Annotated in this window: 37 protein-coding genes; 3 read left to right on the top strand and 34 right to left on the bottom strand. The window is 66.5% G+C overall.

Annotation, left to right across the window (positions count from 1 at the left end):
* Nucleotides 1-12: 12 nt before the first annotated feature.
* The 16 genes from AB0L91_RS34550 to AB0L91_RS34475 all read right to left on the bottom strand — a co-directional run bounded on the left by AB0L91_RS34550 (nt 13) and on the right by AB0L91_RS34475 (nt 6810).
* Nucleotides 13-210 (bottom strand): hypothetical protein, encoded by a 198-nt coding sequence (locus AB0L91_RS34550; protein ID WP_365017053.1) that lies wholly within the window; start codon nt 208-210, stop codon nt 13-15.
* Nucleotides 211-358: 148 nt separating this feature from the next.
* Entirely contained in the window at nt 359-784 is a 426-nt protein-coding gene (locus AB0L91_RS34545; RefSeq protein WP_365017052.1) for an SLOG family protein, read from the bottom strand.
* Nucleotides 781-1017: a hypothetical protein gene (locus tag AB0L91_RS34540; RefSeq protein WP_365017051.1), complete on the bottom strand. Its 237-nt coding sequence runs from the start codon at nt 1015-1017 to the stop codon at nt 781-783. The genes AB0L91_RS34545 and AB0L91_RS34540 overlap by 4 nt, the downstream gene beginning before the upstream one ends.
* The gene (locus AB0L91_RS34535) at nt 1014-1400 is read right to left on the bottom strand and encodes a DUF6221 family protein (RefSeq protein ID WP_365017049.1); all 387 of its coding nucleotides are present in this window, start codon (nt 1398-1400) and stop codon (nt 1014-1016) included. Before AB0L91_RS34535 ends, AB0L91_RS34540 begins: the two co-directional genes overlap by 4 nt.
* A gap of 12 nt (nt 1401-1412) precedes the next feature.
* A complete protein-coding gene (locus AB0L91_RS34530; protein WP_365017047.1) occupies nt 1413-1958 on the bottom strand; it encodes a hypothetical protein in 546 nt (181 codons plus the stop codon).
* 3 nt (nt 1959-1961) lie between these two features.
* Nucleotides 1962-2177 (bottom strand): hypothetical protein, encoded by a 216-nt coding sequence (locus AB0L91_RS34525; protein WP_365017045.1) that lies wholly within the window; start codon nt 2175-2177, stop codon nt 1962-1964.
* Entirely contained in the window at nt 2174-2347 is a 174-nt protein-coding gene (locus AB0L91_RS34520; protein WP_365017043.1) for a hypothetical protein, read from the bottom strand. The genes AB0L91_RS34525 and AB0L91_RS34520 overlap by 4 nt, the downstream gene beginning before the upstream one ends.
* Complete coding sequence (locus AB0L91_RS34515; RefSeq protein WP_365017041.1) at nt 2344-2706, bottom strand: hypothetical protein; 363 nt, start codon at nt 2704-2706, stop codon at nt 2344-2346. Before AB0L91_RS34515 ends, AB0L91_RS34520 begins: the two co-directional genes overlap by 4 nt.
* Nucleotides 2706-3608: an SPFH domain-containing protein gene (locus tag AB0L91_RS34510; protein WP_365017039.1), complete on the bottom strand. Its 903-nt coding sequence runs from the start codon at nt 3606-3608 to the stop codon at nt 2706-2708. Before AB0L91_RS34510 ends, AB0L91_RS34515 begins: the two co-directional genes overlap by 1 nt.
* Before the next feature lie 16 nt (nt 3609-3624).
* On the bottom strand, nt 3625-3786 hold the full coding sequence (locus AB0L91_RS34505; RefSeq protein ID WP_365017038.1) for a hypothetical protein: 162 nt from the start codon (nt 3784-3786) through the stop codon (nt 3625-3627).
* Between the two features lie 17 nt (nt 3787-3803).
* Complete coding sequence (locus AB0L91_RS34500; protein WP_365017037.1) at nt 3804-4007, bottom strand: hypothetical protein; 204 nt, start codon at nt 4005-4007, stop codon at nt 3804-3806.
* Nucleotides 4004-4756: a hypothetical protein gene (locus AB0L91_RS34495; RefSeq protein ID WP_365017036.1), complete on the bottom strand. Its 753-nt coding sequence runs from the start codon at nt 4754-4756 to the stop codon at nt 4004-4006. The genes AB0L91_RS34500 and AB0L91_RS34495 overlap by 4 nt, the downstream gene beginning before the upstream one ends.
* Nucleotides 4753-5838 (bottom strand): hypothetical protein, encoded by a 1086-nt coding sequence (locus AB0L91_RS34490; protein WP_365017034.1) that lies wholly within the window; start codon nt 5836-5838, stop codon nt 4753-4755. Before AB0L91_RS34490 ends, AB0L91_RS34495 begins: the two co-directional genes overlap by 4 nt.
* Entirely contained in the window at nt 5831-6256 is a 426-nt protein-coding gene (locus tag AB0L91_RS34485) for a hypothetical protein (RefSeq protein ID WP_365017033.1), read from the bottom strand. Before AB0L91_RS34485 ends, AB0L91_RS34490 begins: the two co-directional genes overlap by 8 nt.
* On the bottom strand, nt 6249-6500 hold the full coding sequence (locus AB0L91_RS34480; protein ID WP_365017031.1) for a hypothetical protein: 252 nt from the start codon (nt 6498-6500) through the stop codon (nt 6249-6251). The genes AB0L91_RS34485 and AB0L91_RS34480 overlap by 8 nt, the downstream gene beginning before the upstream one ends.
* A gap of 73 nt (nt 6501-6573) precedes the next feature.
* Nucleotides 6574-6810, bottom strand: a complete 237-nt coding sequence (locus tag AB0L91_RS34475) for a hypothetical protein (RefSeq protein ID WP_365017029.1) — start codon at nt 6808-6810, stop codon at nt 6574-6576.
* A gap of 121 nt (nt 6811-6931) precedes the next feature.
* Between AB0L91_RS34475 and AB0L91_RS34470 the strand changes: the two genes are divergently transcribed.
* Both AB0L91_RS34470 and AB0L91_RS34465 read left to right on the top strand, forming a co-directional pair.
* On the top strand, nt 6932-7243 hold the full coding sequence (locus AB0L91_RS34470) for a hypothetical protein (protein WP_365017027.1): 312 nt from the start codon (nt 6932-6934) through the stop codon (nt 7241-7243).
* 65 nt (nt 7244-7308) lie between these two features.
* Entirely contained in the window at nt 7309-7509 is a 201-nt protein-coding gene (locus AB0L91_RS34465; RefSeq protein WP_365017026.1) for a hypothetical protein, read from the top strand.
* A 12-nt stretch (nt 7510-7521) separates the two neighbouring features.
* Here the strand turns inward: AB0L91_RS34465 and AB0L91_RS34460 are convergent, their stop codons facing one another.
* Nucleotides 7522-8184: a site-specific DNA-methyltransferase gene (locus AB0L91_RS34460; RefSeq protein ID WP_365017025.1), complete on the bottom strand. Its 663-nt coding sequence runs from the start codon at nt 8182-8184 to the stop codon at nt 7522-7524.
* A 226-nt stretch (nt 8185-8410) separates the two neighbouring features.
* Here AB0L91_RS34460 and AB0L91_RS34455 point away from each other — a divergent pair, with 226 nt between their 5' ends.
* Nucleotides 8411-9076: a hypothetical protein gene (locus AB0L91_RS34455; RefSeq protein WP_365017024.1), complete on the top strand. Its 666-nt coding sequence runs from the start codon at nt 8411-8413 to the stop codon at nt 9074-9076.
* 60 nt (nt 9077-9136) lie between these two features.
* Here AB0L91_RS34455 and AB0L91_RS34450 read toward each other — a convergent pair whose 3' ends face one another.
* From AB0L91_RS34450 to AB0L91_RS34370, 17 genes are read right to left on the bottom strand one after another with little or no spacing between them, the layout of a single operon-like run.
* On the bottom strand, nt 9137-9541 hold the full coding sequence (locus AB0L91_RS34450) for a hypothetical protein (RefSeq protein ID WP_365017023.1): 405 nt from the start codon (nt 9539-9541) through the stop codon (nt 9137-9139).
* Nucleotides 9538-9915, bottom strand: coding sequence for a hypothetical protein (locus AB0L91_RS34445; protein ID WP_365017022.1), 378 nt, complete (start codon nt 9913-9915; stop codon nt 9538-9540). Before AB0L91_RS34445 ends, AB0L91_RS34450 begins: the two co-directional genes overlap by 4 nt.
* Nucleotides 9915-10127, bottom strand: coding sequence for a hypothetical protein (locus AB0L91_RS34440; protein WP_365017021.1), 213 nt, complete (start codon nt 10125-10127; stop codon nt 9915-9917). Before AB0L91_RS34440 ends, AB0L91_RS34445 begins: the two co-directional genes overlap by 1 nt.
* Entirely contained in the window at nt 10127-10357 is a 231-nt protein-coding gene (locus AB0L91_RS34435; protein WP_365017019.1) for a hypothetical protein, read from the bottom strand. Before AB0L91_RS34435 ends, AB0L91_RS34440 begins: the two co-directional genes overlap by 1 nt.
* The gene (locus tag AB0L91_RS34430) at nt 10354-10578 is read right to left on the bottom strand and encodes a hypothetical protein (RefSeq protein ID WP_365017018.1); all 225 of its coding nucleotides are present in this window, start codon (nt 10576-10578) and stop codon (nt 10354-10356) included. Before AB0L91_RS34430 ends, AB0L91_RS34435 begins: the two co-directional genes overlap by 4 nt.
* Nucleotides 10578-11021 carry a hypothetical protein gene (locus tag AB0L91_RS34425; protein ID WP_365017016.1) on the bottom strand — a complete coding sequence of 148 codons (444 nt, stop codon included), beginning with the start codon at nt 11019-11021 and terminating at the stop codon, nt 10578-10580. Before AB0L91_RS34425 ends, AB0L91_RS34430 begins: the two co-directional genes overlap by 1 nt.
* Entirely contained in the window at nt 11018-11275 is a 258-nt protein-coding gene (locus AB0L91_RS34420; RefSeq protein WP_365017014.1) for a hypothetical protein, read from the bottom strand. The genes AB0L91_RS34425 and AB0L91_RS34420 overlap by 4 nt, the downstream gene beginning before the upstream one ends.
* The gene (locus AB0L91_RS34415; RefSeq protein ID WP_365017012.1) at nt 11272-11625 is read right to left on the bottom strand and encodes an HIT family protein; all 354 of its coding nucleotides are present in this window, start codon (nt 11623-11625) and stop codon (nt 11272-11274) included. Before AB0L91_RS34415 ends, AB0L91_RS34420 begins: the two co-directional genes overlap by 4 nt.
* Entirely contained in the window at nt 11622-11867 is a 246-nt protein-coding gene (locus tag AB0L91_RS34410) for a hypothetical protein (RefSeq protein ID WP_365017010.1), read from the bottom strand. The genes AB0L91_RS34415 and AB0L91_RS34410 overlap by 4 nt, the downstream gene beginning before the upstream one ends.
* Entirely contained in the window at nt 11864-12361 is a 498-nt protein-coding gene (locus tag AB0L91_RS34405) for a hypothetical protein (protein ID WP_365017008.1), read from the bottom strand. The genes AB0L91_RS34410 and AB0L91_RS34405 overlap by 4 nt, the downstream gene beginning before the upstream one ends.
* Nucleotides 12354-12665, bottom strand: a complete 312-nt coding sequence (locus AB0L91_RS34400) for a hypothetical protein (RefSeq protein WP_365017006.1) — start codon at nt 12663-12665, stop codon at nt 12354-12356. The genes AB0L91_RS34405 and AB0L91_RS34400 overlap by 8 nt, the downstream gene beginning before the upstream one ends.
* On the bottom strand, nt 12658-12996 hold the full coding sequence (locus AB0L91_RS34395; protein WP_365017004.1) for a hypothetical protein: 339 nt from the start codon (nt 12994-12996) through the stop codon (nt 12658-12660). Before AB0L91_RS34395 ends, AB0L91_RS34400 begins: the two co-directional genes overlap by 8 nt.
* Nucleotides 12989-13540, bottom strand: coding sequence for a hypothetical protein (locus AB0L91_RS34390; RefSeq protein ID WP_365017002.1), 552 nt, complete (start codon nt 13538-13540; stop codon nt 12989-12991). The genes AB0L91_RS34395 and AB0L91_RS34390 overlap by 8 nt, the downstream gene beginning before the upstream one ends.
* Nucleotides 13537-13851, bottom strand: a complete 315-nt coding sequence (locus AB0L91_RS34385) for a hypothetical protein (protein WP_365017000.1) — start codon at nt 13849-13851, stop codon at nt 13537-13539. Before AB0L91_RS34385 ends, AB0L91_RS34390 begins: the two co-directional genes overlap by 4 nt.
* The gene (locus AB0L91_RS34380; protein WP_365016998.1) at nt 13848-14117 is read right to left on the bottom strand and encodes a hypothetical protein; all 270 of its coding nucleotides are present in this window, start codon (nt 14115-14117) and stop codon (nt 13848-13850) included. Before AB0L91_RS34380 ends, AB0L91_RS34385 begins: the two co-directional genes overlap by 4 nt.
* Nucleotides 14114-14827: a hypothetical protein gene (locus AB0L91_RS34375; protein WP_365016997.1), complete on the bottom strand. Its 714-nt coding sequence runs from the start codon at nt 14825-14827 to the stop codon at nt 14114-14116. Before AB0L91_RS34375 ends, AB0L91_RS34380 begins: the two co-directional genes overlap by 4 nt.
* On the bottom strand, nt 14824-15189 hold the full coding sequence (locus tag AB0L91_RS34370; RefSeq protein WP_365016995.1) for a hypothetical protein: 366 nt from the start codon (nt 15187-15189) through the stop codon (nt 14824-14826). The genes AB0L91_RS34375 and AB0L91_RS34370 overlap by 4 nt, the downstream gene beginning before the upstream one ends.
* Nucleotides 15190-15395 lie beyond the last annotated feature (206 nt).

Here is a 15395-nt window from a genome sequence, read left to right as displayed (position 1 = left end):
GTCGTCGCATGTTCACTCGATGGTGATCGTCACCAGTTCGCTCGGCTGGAAGACGTGCTCGGCGCGCCCGAATCCCTCCCCGAACAGGGTGTAGACGATGTCGCCACCCGGTTGCACGACGGCGGCCTGCTTCAGGATTCCGTGCCCCTTCACATCTGCCCCGATGTGGTTGGGGAGCTGGTCAGCGGTGATCTGGATAGTGCTTGGCATACTGTTCCTTCTGATAACTGGATGTTTCCCCCGACTTGCTTCCAGCGTATCTGGCGCGGCCGACAAGGTGGTCTATTCGCGGCGACCGATCTCGTCGGCCCTCTCCAGGCGGACCGGACAGTCGAATGCACGCCCGTGCTGATGCCGGTTAACCGATGCGCCCACCGAGTCCCCATTCCCACACGGGGATTCCGGCGGCGCGGGCGTGTCGCATGCAGTGCTGGGTGCCGATCGACTTGCCGAGCGGGAACGCCAGCGCGAGGTCGGCGCCGGAGCGGATCATCTTGAGGTTGCGGCGCGGGCCTGCGGCCGGGCAGTACGGGGTGCCGTCGGCACGGGTGCGCGGAGCGTGTTTGCAGTTGGTATCGCAGTGGTCCCAATCGGCCGGGTGTCGTTCGATCGGCAAGCCGGCGCTACCCCAGATGTCGGCGGCGATGCTGTCGAGTCCGTCGGCCTCGCCCTCTACGAGCATGATCGGGCCGGGCTGCAGGTGCCGCCATGCCGCGGCGAGCGCGTCCCTGACGATCAGCCGGTCGGTCCAGTTCCGGGAGCCGGTGACGAGCAGACGCTTCACGCCGCGGCGGGCCCTTCGAACGCGCGCAGTACAGCGTCAGCGAGCTGGTAGCAGTCGATCGCAGCGTCGCCGTCGTAGCCCGCGTTCGAGTCGACGCCGACTGACCCGCCGCCGTCCATGCCGCAACGGCCGAGCTGCTGGAGCATGTTGAGGCTCAGCACGTTCGCGATGTACTCGCGACGGAACTTCGGGTCCTTCATGTCCTCGGCGAGGTCGTCGTGGAACAGGCTCATTCGCTGACCGTCTTCGGGTAGTCGGGGTGCTGGTCCCAAACTTTGGCGAGGTTGGCGATGATCGCGTCGTACAGGGCGATCTCGATGGCGTAGCCGCCGCATTGCCCGCAGCAGTGGCCGATGTCGGCGAGCGCGTTCCGCATGAGGATCAGGTGTTCGGCGAAGTCGACGAACCCTTTCACCCAGGCGGGGTCGTGGAGGGCGATGTGCTGCGGGATCGCGGTGACGTTGTAGGTGCATTCGACCGGATGCGCGATGTTGTGGTCGGTGATGGTGTCGACGCAGTAGTCGCCGGCGGTCCATTCCTCGTACAGGTACTCGATCGACGCGGATGCCGCAGTCTCGGCGTGCTCGGCTAGCCGGGCACGAACGAACGTGATCATGTCCATGACGACCTACCCGTACGAGCAGTTCAGGTGCCAGCCGGGTTCGGCGACGCCGACGTCCAGGCCGAGCAGTTCGATGAACCGGGCGAGCTGGCCCCGCCACTCCGGCAGTTCGACCAACGGCCGCAACGGCTTCGAGCCCCACGCGGGCGCCGACTGCCCTGACGCGGCAACGCAGACAGACCAGCCGGGTTCCCCGCCAAGCGACCCGTAGCGATCGAGGAACACCGGCACGTCGGCCTCCGCGCGTAGCCGTTCGAGTTCGGCCGTGTTGGCCTGGTATGCCTCGTATGCGGTCGATGTGCGCTTGTATTCGTCGACGCGACGCAGGTACTCCTCGTTGGCGGCGTCGCGTTCGGCGCGGGGCATGTTCCAGGTGTTGGGACCAGCCGGCGGGCGGGTCGGGTAGTCGTCGGGGAACGGGATCGGGGTCCAGCCGAGGCGCAGCGCGAGTTCGTGTTCCCAGTCGCCGTGCTCGTCGACCCAGTCGGGGGCGTTGTCGAATTCGCCGAGGTCGTATCCGAAGTAGACGTCAGCAGAGGGGCTTTGGCCCATTGGTCAGGCTCCGTAGGTTTCGGTGGGTGTGCTGCGGGCCGCGGCCCAATGCATGAGGCAGTCGAGCGTGCAGAACGCCCAGCTCTTTTCGGCTTGCTCGTTCCAGGCGAGGAAGCGGCGCGGGCTGGCGGTGAGAATCCACCAGCCGGTGGGGAGGTCGTCGCCGGTGCGTTGCCAGGTGTCGCATTCGTCGCGGTCGCAGTGCACGGCCATGCTCATGCGGGCCGCCATTCACTGTCGGTGCGCCGCCACAGCCGCCGAACCGAGTGCCCGGCTTTCGCGGCTTCCATGCGCACCGCGGCTTCGTCGACGCCCTCGCATGCGAGGAGCCCGTGATCGTCGAAGGCGGCCCACCACGCCGTCGGCTGCCAGTCCGTCATCGCGGTCACGCCGACTCCTCGATGTTCGGGAAATTGCCGGATTCCGTGTGACGCGGAACATCGGCATTTCCCGAACATTCCGCGTCGGCCTCAGCCATCAGCCGGTCGAACTGATCGACAGGCAACACCACCGCCTCGTACTTCATGACGAACCAGTCACCACGCACTCGACCTTCCAGCTCGTCGCGTCCGATCTCCCAGATGCCGTGCACGAGCTCCGCCCAACAGCCGGTGCTGTCGTGCTCGAGCACCGCGGCGAACGCCTCGTCGAGCGTCGGGTGGACGCTCGACGGGTGCGTGCCGACACAGGACCCGCCCGGTTCAGTCTTCTTCACCACCGCCCAGGCCGGCGCGGCACGGAAGCCCATCACTTCACCGGGACCGACAGCGGGACACCGCTACCCGGCCAGCACTGGAACCCGGCGGGCAGCGGCTTGCCGGCGTTGACGAGCTCGAGGCAGCGGGCGACGAGGACGTTCGGGTCGCCGGACACCGACGAGGCGAGGATCCGGTTCGCTTCGGCCTGGGCCTGGGCGGTCTTCTGCGATTCCTCGGCGATGCGCGTGCTGGCGATCTGGGCCTGGTAGGCGTTGATCTTGTCTTGGGTGGTCTGGTCGAAGTGAACGATGGAGATGATCACGTTCTGCACTTCGATCTGGGCGCTGATCTTCGCCTTCAGCTTGTCGGTGACCGTCGCCGAGAGGTCGGTGAGGTTCGGACCGTCGGCGGCCTGCGGGGACAGCGGGTTGTAGTCGGCGAAGACCGCGTTGAGGGTGGCGTTCAGCTCGCGCGTGACCAGCGAATCGCGGATGTTGTTGTCGTTCTGGTAGTCCCGGAACAGGGTGTCACCGGCGGAGGGGACGATGCGCCAGCGGATGGTGTTGTCGACGCAGGCGGTGCTGTTGTTGGCGAGCCGGACCGCGGTGCCGCCGTTGCACTTGCCGTCCTGGAACCCGCCGACCTGGTTGTCGGTGCGGATGGTCCCGTTCAGCTCGGGGACGTGCTGCCACGGCAGTTTCAGGTGCAGGCCGTTGGACAGGGTGCCGACCGGCTTCCCGAACGAGGTGACGATGCCGACGTTGCGGGTCGACACGACCGCGACGCACGACCACGCGAACAGCAGGACCGCGATCACGGTGGCGACACCGCCGACGAGCATCCCGCCGTAGCGGATGTCCTCGTCCTTGTCTGGGTCCGTGCGGTACCCGATGATCAGGGCTGGCACGCCGATCAGCGCGCACAGGATGGAGAGGGCAAGAAGCCAAGGCATAGGGGTGTTCTCCTGGTCAGCAGTTGCGGCGGGTGGTCTTGCGGGCTTTGCGAGCAGCGCGGTTCTTCGCGCGCCGGCGGGCGATCTCGCCGTCAGGGACGGTGCCCTGGTAGACGTGTTTGCGCTGCAGACCCAGCAGAATGGCGCGCGCGTACGAGGTTTCGAACAGGCTGGTCACGAGGGTGGTTCTCCTGGTCAGGAAATGCTGATGGTGATGCCGAGCGCGTGCAGCGCGAACATGCCGACGAAGGCGACGCCGCTGACGATCGCGGTGCCGTACGCGGCGACGATGAGCGGGATGGCCCGCTCGCCCCAGCTGTCGATATGGTGGCCGGCGATGACGGACACGATCGCCCAGAGGACCGCGGCGCCGATCATGATCCAGAACGCGATGATCACGCTGCGGCCTCCCGGGTGAGGCTGTCGGCGAGGTCGACCGCGGTGAGTCCTTCACCGAATCCGAAGTCGGTCCAGGTGTCGGGCTGGAGCCGGCGGCGGCCGTGGCTTTCGTCGCGCAGCCAGGCCAGGCCGGTCGCCCACTGCTCCTCGTGCGAGAGCTGGTGCCAAGCTTCGCGGTCCTCGTCCTCGGCGTCGGCTGGTTCCCAGGTCGTCGACCCCGGGTTCGGGAACGAGTCGCACACGCTGTAGGACATGACGACCGGTTCGTCGTCACGGGCACGCAGCAGTTCGACGACCGCTTCCCAGCCCATCTCGGGGCGGAACACGCCGTCGCGGCGGGCGCCTTCGATCAGGTCGGCGAGCCATGCCCGGTCGGGGCCTTCGACGTAGCCGTGGACTTCGCACTGGGCGTGGACACGGGCGGCGAGACGCATGCTGTCGCCGGACTGCTGGATGAGCGTGTTCAGCAGGAGGTACCAGTGGTCGACGCGTTTGCCGTTGTGCACGAACGCGCCCTGGCTGTCGCCGAATGTGCCGAGGGCCAGAGACAGCATGCGCCCACCGCCGGGGTGGTCGAGAGCCGAGTGGGCCATGCTTGCGGGGTGCAGCACTCGGCGCAGTTCGGGGTAGCCGACGATGCCGACCAGCAGGCCGATGCTGGCCTCGTGGGTGATGGTGCCGAGGTGTGCGCGTTCACTGCCGAGGACGGCGGCGTCGCCGCTGGGGCTGTGGAAGTAGATGCGGCTCATGCTGCTTGGTCTCCTTCGGCCGGTTCGTCGGCCGGGTTGTCGTCGCCTTGCAGGAGGCGCACAAGGTCGGGATGCACGTCGGCGAGGTCGAACGTGGCGGTGAACGATCGGGCGGCAGGTGTGAACCGGAGTGCGGGGTCGTCGAATTCGGGCGCGGGCTGGAGCTGGATCGGTTCGGCGAGGGCGCCGAGTTCCTGCCAGCCGGCCTCGCCTTCCCTGCGCACGTGCACGGTCGCGCGAGGTGCTGGCCGCCGCGGCCGGTACACCCAGCGGCGGGTGACCGTGTCGTAGGCGGCGCGCTCGTAGGTGACGATGGGCAGGTCGATTGACATGGGCGGGTTGTTGAAGTCCGTCAGCGTCGGAATCACCGGGGTGATGGTTTCCACTCGGTGGCCGACGTTCGCGTTGACCTCTCGGCCGTGCGCGTGCCCGCCCTCCAGGATCCCGCCGACCGGGTCTGGTTCCCACCAGGCGACCAGTCTGCTGATCCCGTCCTGGCGGTACTCGGTGCGGATCTCGACGGGATCCAGTTGGACGCCGTGGTATCGGCTCGCGACCTCTTCGAAGAAACTGGAGCGCACGTGTTCTCGCAGGTACTCGGCGTACGCTGCATCGGGGGTGCCTGCCTGGCAGCGGAGGCCACGGAGACTGTCGACTTCAGCCATCTCAAGGACACCGCGCGACGAGTTGTCGTCGTATGGATCGTCGGGCAGCGTCCAGGTGCCGAGGATCTCGCTGTGCCATGCGGCGAGCTGGCGCATGGTGTCCGCGAAAGTGCCCCAGCCGGTGTCGATTCCGGCGCGCGGGTCGACGGGTGGCGTGAACTCGCCCTCGAATTCGGAGCCGGGGCACAGGACTTTGCTGTCGTCGTCGGCGTACCGGTAGTCGGGGTCGACGTAGCCGGCGCGGCGCATCGTGCGCATGCGCACGGTGATGGCGAGCCCGTGCCAGTCCGCATCGCACCACGCGTGTGGGCAGGTGGCCTGGTTGATGTTGTGGTCGTAGCCGCTGCGGTTGCCGTAGTTCGACATTTGCCAGTCGACGAGTTCGTCGATGGCGTCCACGATGTCGCGATCAGGCATCGGGCACCTCGTTCAACCAGTCACGCAGCCCGCCGAGGTAGTCGCTGTCGAACGCGTGAAACGAAACGTCTTTCGTGCCGCGCCAGTTCGTCGGCGGAACGACGTCGACACTGATCACGTCTTGATGCCAGTAGAGGTCAAAGGCGCGCGTGAACCACACGTGGTGGTCGCCCGGAACCCCCATCCGGGACCGAACCTGCTGGGCCAGCGGCTCGCGCACTTGGAGACAGCGCACACTCCAACCTGCGGAGAGGCGCTCCAGGCACTCCTCGAGCGTTCCGACCGTGGCGAACTGTGCCGGGTCGTCGACCCACGCCTTGTACAGCCAGGGCGTCATCCCCAGGTACTCGCACAGCCCGCGCGGGTCGTCGCTGTCGTGCCACTCGCCGACGAGATCGTCGATGTCGCGGTCAGGCATTGTCGCTCAACTCCGGGCCGGCGTAGGTGTCGACGCGGCGGACCCGGACAGCGATCTCGTGACGTTCCACATCGAATCGACGAGCGAGCAACCAGATCACGGCGCCAGCGACATCGAGTTCAGTGAGGACGTCGGCTCGCCAATCCGGAATGGCAGGCACCCACGCCGCGAATCCTTCGCCAGGCTCGCCGAGGGGCGTGTATTCGACGTCAAACACGCTGCTGATGTCTGCTGATGGGCTCACACACCTATTCTCAAGGGCGTGTAAAACCCGACTTCGGTGTCGGCCGCGCGGATATCGGCCGCGCGGCCGACCACTAGCCGCGGCGGGGCTTCATGCCACGCTTCGACGGCTCCAACCCTGCCTCGCGGGCGATGGTGCGGAGGTAGCCGGGCGTGAAGGGTGCTTCTTTCGCGACGTCGGCGGGTTCGTTTCCGTCTTGCAGCGCTTTCAACGATGCCACAACTACTTCTTCGCGGGCCCGCTCGAATTGTTTCTTTAGGCGACGATATTTCCGTGTCGCCTTCTTGAGCTCGTCCATTGCTTCCGTCACGTCCGCGATCGTATCCGGCCATGGATAACCCGCATTGCTTCATCGATTCCTTTTTCGATACACTAATTCGATTTCAAGATTCGATTCTGACTGTCGAATTACTGGAGGTATTAAACAAGCAATGAACAGCGACGATTGCAGTATCACGGTCACTGAGCGAACGCATCCGGATGGCGCGATCGTGTTCAGTGGGGTGTGTGATTTGTGTGGCGTGCCGGTGTGGGCGGCGAGCCGCGAGGACGCACTGGCCCGTTTCGAAGAGCATCGGGCAATTCCGGCGCCGCCGGCCGCGGTTATGGGACGGCCGGTCACGTTGGCTGATGTCGACACGTACCCGGAGTGGTTCCTCAACGGGCGCGGGTATCCGGTCGCGGCGGCCGTGAAGTGCCCGCACGGGGAGCCGCTGGTCGGGTTCTGCCTGGCGTGCGCTTGACTTCTCCCCCGCAGCAGAGCGTTACTGGTCCTACCAGCGGAAACACACGGCGAGGGGACGAGACGATGGCGGGCAAGACCTACTGCGTGCAGGCGTACGACGCGAAGACTGGCGTCCCGTTCGAGGAGATCGTGTTCGACGCCTTCTACTTCGCTGACGAGGACCACGACGGCAACGCCGAGGCCGCCGCGCTCGAGGTGTGGGACGAGATGCGCGCCTGGGACCGCCCCGAGTTCGTGGAGTGGCGGATGCTCATCTTCGGGTGAACCCCGCGCGAATCAGGCCGCTTGGTCGAGGATTCCTCGGTCCAGGCGGTTCGCGATCAGTTCGCAGTAGCGTTCGTCGAGCTCGACACCGACCGCCTTGCGGCCGAGGTTTTGTGCCGCTACCAGCGTCGATCCGCTACCCGCGAAGGGGTCGGCGATCGTCGCGCCGGGCAGGCTGCGTTCGATGAGGAGTTCCATGAGCCCGATGGGTTTCGGGGTGGGGTGCCCGATCTTGCGGGATAGGGCGGACGGGGACACGTTGGTGCGCAGGACGCTGCCGATGCGTCGGTGGGTGCCGCGGGGCCACTTCCCCCACAGGTAGATTTCCTCGTGCGAGGACCCGAATGCGCAGGACAGGTCGCCCATGCCGGGGCCGGAGCCGTCGGTTTTGTCCCAGACGAGGACGAGTTTGATGCTGGGTGGGCGTGGTACCCGCCAGGTGCCGAACATGAGCGCGGGCGCGTCGGGGTTGTGGTCCTGCCAGCGTTGGAATGCTTTGTCGCGGATTTCGGTGGTGTCGTCGCCCGCGATGAGTGTTTTTCGTCCGCCGCGCCCGGTGTAGGACATTCCGTAGGGAGGATCGGTGACGAGTACGTCGGCCGTCAACCATTCTTCGTTGTCGAGGCATGATCCGTGGAATAGGCGGATTAGCCCGTCGTCGTAATACAGGGTCACACGGACCCCCGTTTTCTACTCACAAAGCATATTGTCGCTCCACGAGTAAAACCGCTCGGCAATTAATTTTCACCGCTAAAGAAATACCGACCGGTAACGTGTGCGGGCTAACACGCGACACGCGGAAACCATGTGGCAATCCCCCGGTGATCGTGTCACCCTCGATTTCGGGCCGCCAACCAGACGGCCTGTGCGACACCGGATCACGATAGGAGCACCACCGTCCATGGCTAACCCCGCTACCCTGCTCTACCAGCAGTTCGAGAAGTGGAACCACCACAACGCCTCTGCGGAGCAGGCTCGCACGCCCTCCCATGACAACTGGGAAACGCAGCGACTCATGGTGCGCCACCTGGACGGCATCGACGAGATGCTTCGAGTCCTAGAGGCGAACGGTCGCAACGTCAGCGTGTACCGTCGAACGTTTCCAGCCTGGTGCGCAGCGGTTTTCGCATACCCCGGTGGCTGGACAGGAAACACCTCCGCAGCCATCGACACGCAAACGCTCGGCCATCTCGAGACCCTGGCCGAACGCCTTGACGGCGAACTGCCTGTCGCGGACGAAGACCTGCTTGACCGTCTCTCTGACTACCTGACCGATGTCCGCAACGTCCTGGTCGCGGATATCGACCTCCCTGGTGATCTCCGGGACCACCTCGCCCAGGTCATCACGCATGCAGAGTGGTGCGTCAGCAACTACGCGATTTCCGGCGACTTCGAGCTGCGCGTCGCCACTGAGCGGCTGGGTGCGGTGATCGGACAGGTGAGTGGTCGCAGCCGGATGACTGACGCATGGGACACGGTCAAGAAGAACTTCGTCTGGCCATTCGCTGTCGGCATCGCGACCGGTCCTGCGCTCACGGCCGTCACCCAGTTCGCGATCGGCGGCTAGCTGGCAAGCGTCCGCGCCGAGTCACGGCCCGGACGCTCCATGGTTCACGGCGGTATTCCGTCACGTGTCGTTCTCCTCGGCGAGAGCTTCAGCGACCCCGAATCGGCCCTGACGCAGGAGCGGCGCGATCTGCTTCGCGAGCGCGAGGGCTTCGTCGAACGGAAACCGGTGCGCGGCAAGCCATTCGTCGCGCCGCTCGGACGGGATCGTCTCGTTGTCTCGGCTGCCGTCGGCCGCGTAGCAGCGGCCCAGGTGCGTGACGGCCCACCGGTCGTAGCCGCGGTACTCGACGCCGAGGGTGAACGCGAATCGTTCGGGGTGGTCGCGGGGCAGGCACGACACCTCGTACCGGCCGACCTCGAGCGCGGGCTCGGGGATGGTGCGATCGGGTTCGGCGGGCTTGAAGATGTGCCGGAACCGGTGGCCGGCGCGCGCATGCCCGCAGGAGGAACAGAACTCGATCATCGTCTCCCCTCGGTGAGCTTCTGCACTTCGTCGGGGTGTTCGTCGCGCCACCGCTGCCAGCTCGGATCGGTCAGCTTGTGCGTGATCCACTCCGGCACATCGGGTGTCAGCGGGAACGGCGGCTCGCCGGCGACGCACCGTTCGCATCGCACCGGCATGGTCAGGTCCTCGTCGTCGTCGCTGTAGGTGTAGCGCAGGTGCCGTTCGCAGAAGTACAGGCCGCACCCGTGCTCGCCGCCATACAGGTCGTCGCCGCACACGTAGGACAGGCCGCGGTCGATTTGGGCGCCGCAGCCGGGTTGGTCGCAGGTCGCGGGAATCCCGTAGCCGATGTCGCGCTTCCAGCGCGTGTCGTAGCCGACGCCGTAGCCCACTACGCGGCCATCTCGTTCGGCTCGAGCGACAGGAACAGGACGACGAAGTTGGCCGGTGCACCCGCCTCTGCGGCGACGTCACGGATCAGGTGTTCGACGGCGTCCTGGCGGGACCGACCAGCCGAGATGCGGCTCGTCCCCCGCCGTTCGCTGATCTGGGTGCCCTGCCTCGTCGCCCATTGAAGGGTGACGATGAAGTAGTACTCGCGCATCAGTGCCGGGCCTTCGACTTGTGCGGCTTCTTCTTGTGCTTGGGCTTGTCGTGGTCGGGTTCCCACTCGTAGCCGGCGACACCCTGTTCGCAGTACAAGTTCGCCACAAGGACGTCGCCCTGATCGAGCTCGCACCACCGCTGCTGGCGGGAACACGCGGTCGAGGCGGCGCCGGCGAGGACGACGAAAGAGACAATCGCCGCGGCGAAACGGGCTCTGGTGGTGGTCATTTGTCCTCGCTGGTGGTGAACCTGACGACGAGTACGTCGTCTTCATGGGTGACCCATGCCCAGTCGTCGTGGGTGGGGAGGTTGCCGTGGTACTCGGCGTAGCGGGTGCGCGCGAACGCGACGGCTTCGAGGAAGTCGCCGATCGCGGCGGGATAGGACTCGCACGGGACGAGCCATTCGTGGTGGGTTTCGACGCGGGTGCGGGAGGTGACGACGCTCATTAGAAGCGCTCCTGTTCGTCGATGAGAGTGAGGACTTCGGTCAGTGCGCGGTCGTAGCCGGTCCGGATCGAGTTCTTGTACTCGGGGCGCTCCGGGTCGGTGCCGGGCCCGAGGTTGCGGGTGCCGGTGTTCCGGCAGTGGGCACGCTTCGCCTCGACCTGGGCGCGGACCACCGTGAGCACATCGCTGGCCGATCGGAAGTCGGCCCGCTCGTGTGCTTGCTCGAGCAGCAGCGCGTAGTCCGGGTCGGGGATCCGGATGACTTCGGCGGGCAGGTCGTTGCTCCATACGGTGCGGACGTTGAGCAGGTTGAGCATGTACGCGCCGCGGGCGTCCGCGAGCAGGTCGTTGGTGAGTACGGCGACGTTGTGGCCGCGCGTGTAGAGGACGGTGCCGATCGGCAGGGCGTGAAGCTCGGCCATCGTGGTCACGATGTCGGTCATGCTGCCTCCTTGCTGCGAAGGTATTTGGCGGTGTCGAAGGCCAGCGAGACGGCGAGGCGCCAGGATCGGAAGTAGGCGATCTCGTAGCCGTGGATGCCGGAGGTGACGATCACTGCCCAGCCCTGTGCTCGCCGGTTCGCCGCGCATACCGCTTTCACCTGGATGCGTGGTTGGCGTCGCGCTGACGGGGTGAGGGTGACGATGCCGTGGCAGTGTCGTTCGAGGAACGCGTCGAGCCGTTCACCGTTCGTCATTCGCCGACCGCCTTCTGTCCGGTCCAGGGCAGGTGCAACCGGTCCTCCGGGCGCCGCGGCACCACGTGCACATGCAGATGCCGGACAGTCTGGGTGGCTTCGGCGCCGATGCTGGTGATGATGTTCGCCGAGGGCGTGTCAGCGGCGATCTCGGCCGCGTACTTCATCACGATGCCGGTGAGGGTGGGCCAGGTGGTGGCGTCGTCGACGTGCTTGCGCGGTATGACAAGCAGATGCCCGGGTGTGACCGGGTTGAGCGGCACGATCGCGATGGCTTCGCGCCACTGGTCGACGATGGTGGCGGGCGCGCCGTCTTCCAGGATCGCGCAGAACGGGCAGCGGTTCATCATCGGTGGTCCTCGTCGACGGCGGCCGGCGTGACGGCAGCGCGGGTTTCCCAGTTGCAGTCGACCGAGGTGGAGCCGGTGCTGGCGTCGCGGACGATGACGCACAGGACGCTGCTGCCGTCGGGGGTGGGGATGCGGCGCACTTCCTGGTCGACGGCCGTGGTGTCGTTGGCGCAGCCGGTGAGTGTGAGCGCGGCGGCCGTGGCGAGTCCGGCGAGCAGGGTGGCGCGGCGCGGGCTGATCATGCTGCCGCCTTCGCGAGCCAGGCGTCGAGCTGGTCGCGGACGGTGCGCGCCTGGTCGGCGTTCAGGTGCGCGGCGATGTCGTCGCCCTGGAGGATCCGCAGCCACACGTGCGGGGCGCTGGCGGCGCTCGACTCGTACACGAACACCTTGTGCCCGTATCCGGTTTCGACGGGTTCCCAGTGGTAGAAGCCGCGCGGACTGTACTCGCCGGGCAGGTCCACGACAGGTTCGTAGGTGATCGCGAAGTCCTCAGGTTCGCAGCGGTAGAACCTGCCGAAACCGTCGCGGATCACCCAGTCGCCGTCGTAGACGTAGTCGTAGCCAACGCTCGTCGGGATCTGGAACCAGCGGATATCGGCGAGATCCTCAATCGGCGCACCGATGTTCGCTCCCGGGCAGAAGGCGAGCAGCTGCGGCTTCGTGAACACGCCGAGACCGAACTGGATGGCCTGGACGGTCGCTGAGCGCGTCCGGTACTGCGGGTAGTCAGGCATTCTCGGCCGCCTCGTAGGTCTGCTGGAAGATGTCGGGCTTGCACGGGTAGAACTCGCCGGCGACGCCGCGGATCACGTAGTCGCCTGGGCTCGCGTGCATCGCACCCTCGAGCGCGTCGATCGCGATGCTGTGTGGCTTGCCGGGGCGGCACGGTCCGGAGTCGGGCTGGGAGCACGAGAATCGGGCGGTGCCGTCGTTGGCGAGCACCCAGTCGATAATCGGCGTCGCGCCCTCAGCGGTGCCGTCCCACTGCATCGCGTCGACGGTGACGGGCTTCTTGCGGTACTGCTGCGGGTCAGCCATGGTTCTCCTCGGCCACCCAGTGGGTGACGGTGATGGTCTTGGTTTCTTCGACGGCCCTGACCAGGGTGACGAGTGGCCGACTCGCTGTCGTCGGTGGAACGGGCTCCTGAATCTCGGTGAGCGGGTTCCACCAGGTGAATGCGTAGTGCTGTCCGGAAGGCCCGCGAACGATGACGCGTTCGACGGTGTGCCAGCTCTTCTTCTCCAGCACCTCGTCCGTGACGAACACGAAGCCGTCGACGTCTTCGTCGGTGCCAGCACAGTCGAGCAGGTCGCCCCAGTCCTCTTGGAGGAGTTCGGCGAGCTGTTGGATCTCGGTCTTCTCACCCATCGGGGTTCTCCCTGCGTTGGCGGGCGCGCGCGATGGCTTCCCGGAATGACGGTGACGGGCCGGTGTTCTCGGCGCGCATCTTGGCGATCGTGCCGGGCGGGACGATCGTGCGGTCGACGCCGATCGCATTGAGGTATGCCTCGTGGTTGGCCGCGATCAACTCCTCCAGCTCGGTGACGCGGTCTCGGTTGGCGGCGCCATCGGCGCAGGCGGCGCGCAGCTGATCTTGCAGGCGGCCAGCGATCGCGCCCTCCTCGCGAAGATGCTGTTCCAGCTCGGCGATGCGGGCTTGGTCGCGCTGCTGCTTGCCGTGGATGGCCGCGTAGTCCTGCTGCACCTGGGCGCGCAAGCGTTCGAGTTCGCGGGTGCGGTGGTGGGCGAGCTGGATCATGGAGAGGAGGCCACCATCGGGGATCGACAGTTCACGCAGGCGCGCGGGAAGGGTGTTGTACTCCTCGTCCCCGCCTTCGTAGGTGCGGCGGGTGGAGTCGTAGAACTGTTCGAGTTCGTCGGCGGTGAGAGCGAGGAGTTCGTCGACGGTCATGCGGCGTTCTCCTGGGTGAGGTAGTCGCGAAGATCCTCGATCAGCGCCGCTCGGTCACGGTCGCGGTCATAGGGCGCTTGGCCGATCTGGACGGCCAGGTAGTTGTGAAGCTGGTGGGCGTGGCGAAGTTCGATGGAGAGCACCATCGCCAACTTCGAGATGTCGTAGGACAGGCTCGCGTTCACTGTCGAGGCCGGCGGGGCGGACATCTGGACCCGGAACTGATCCGCCAGTCCGCCGGTGATCTCGGCAGCGGTCTGGCCTGGCGTGGTCGCCCAGGCAGCAAGACTCTCGAGCGTCGAAATGTTCACGCGGTCACGTCCTGCCAGTTGGTGGTGTAGCGCTGCATCAGCCTGTCGTCGGTGCGGTCGGTCACCGCGTACGCAGCGAGCCGTTCCACACCGGTGGGCAGCATGTCGCCGAGCGCGTCGACGGCGAGGGCCGCAGCCGCGCGGTGACGGCCCCGGATCGCTTCGGTGGTGGTCTCCCACATGAAGCCGTCGGCGCGGTACCGGCGGAGGTAGTCGGCGCGCGCAACCCGTTCGATGGCCTCGGCGCGGATCTCCTCGGCGGTCATGCTGCCTCGCTTCGGATGACGCGCCCGTCAGCGATGATGTCGACCTGGTCCACGTCGGAGGCCGGACGACCGACGATCTTGTCGTAGACCCGCATCGCCCAACGCGCGTCACCGAGCGCCGTGTGCCGCTCCGCCTCACTCGGCGGTTCGACGCCGATCAGGTCGGACAGGTCGTCGGACTTCCACGGCGGGTTGATCGCGGCGATCGAGCCGAGACGCCGCGCGCGGACAGCAAGCGGTTCGGGGTCGGCGGGCTGGTCGAACACGCCCGCGACGCGCTGGCCGGCAAGGTAGCCGACAGCGAGGTTCTCGATGTCGATGAGGTGGTAATGCCAGGCCGGGAGATGCCCGTTCCGACGCAACAGCATGGCGAGCACTTCGGTGTCGAAGTTCGGCACAGCACCGACGATGTGCGCGCCGTGAGTCCACCGAGCCACGGTCAGCGCGGCACTGGCTTCGTAGAGCGTCTGGCTCTCGCGATGCCGAGGCGGCTGGCTGTCGACCCCGGACAGGTAGCGGCCCATGGGGTGCCGGTCGTAGTAGCGGCCGACCTTGAGCCCGAATGGATCCGCTGTGGTCAGGTCGATGTCGACGAAGAACGAGGTCTCGCGTTCGCCTTGCTCGTCGCGGCGGATCATGGCGATTTCCCACACCTTGCGGTCGGGGTGGACGCCGTCGGTTTCGGTGTCGAGGAAGCAGATCGGGGTCACGAGGTCGGTTCTCCTTCGAGCGCTTTGCGGACTTCGGCGGCGTACCCACGCGCGAGCTCACCGGACAGGTCTTGGTAGGCGCCTTCGACAGCCCACCGGCGCAGCAGCGCGTTCACCCGGTCGAACGCGTCGAGCAGGTGGGGCAGGTTGGTCATGGCCCAGGCGATCGCCATCGCGTCGAACCCGTCGTGCGGGCCAGCGCTGGCGAACCGCTCCAGCAGTCCGTCCTCTACGGTGCCGACGACCCAGTAGTCGGTGGGCACAATCCCGCCGGGCGGTACCGCAGCCCATTCGCCGAGGGTCGCTTCAGCGAGCAGCGAACGACCCTCGGCGACAAGGTGACTGAGCGGGCGCGCGGTCACGGAAGCTCTCCCTCGTCGTTGCTGCATTCACAGGTGTCGTGGCCCGCGAACTTGCAGGGCGAGCACCACTGGTAGCCATGCGCATCGAAATCGGCGAGCGCCCCGCAGTGACACCGCTTCCACGGCAACGGCGTTCCTGGCATGGTCCGGTGTCGATGCCAGATCCAGTGGAGGCGACGGGCGATCGTCAGCCAGTCCCTCACCGG

The organism is Nocardia sp. NPDC051833 (assembly GCF_040681225.1).
Lineage (GTDB): Bacteria > Actinomycetota > Actinomycetes > Mycobacteriales > Mycobacteriaceae > Nocardia.
Note: the sequence above shows the minus strand (reverse complement) of the source record. Positions and strands in the feature narration are given on the sequence as shown.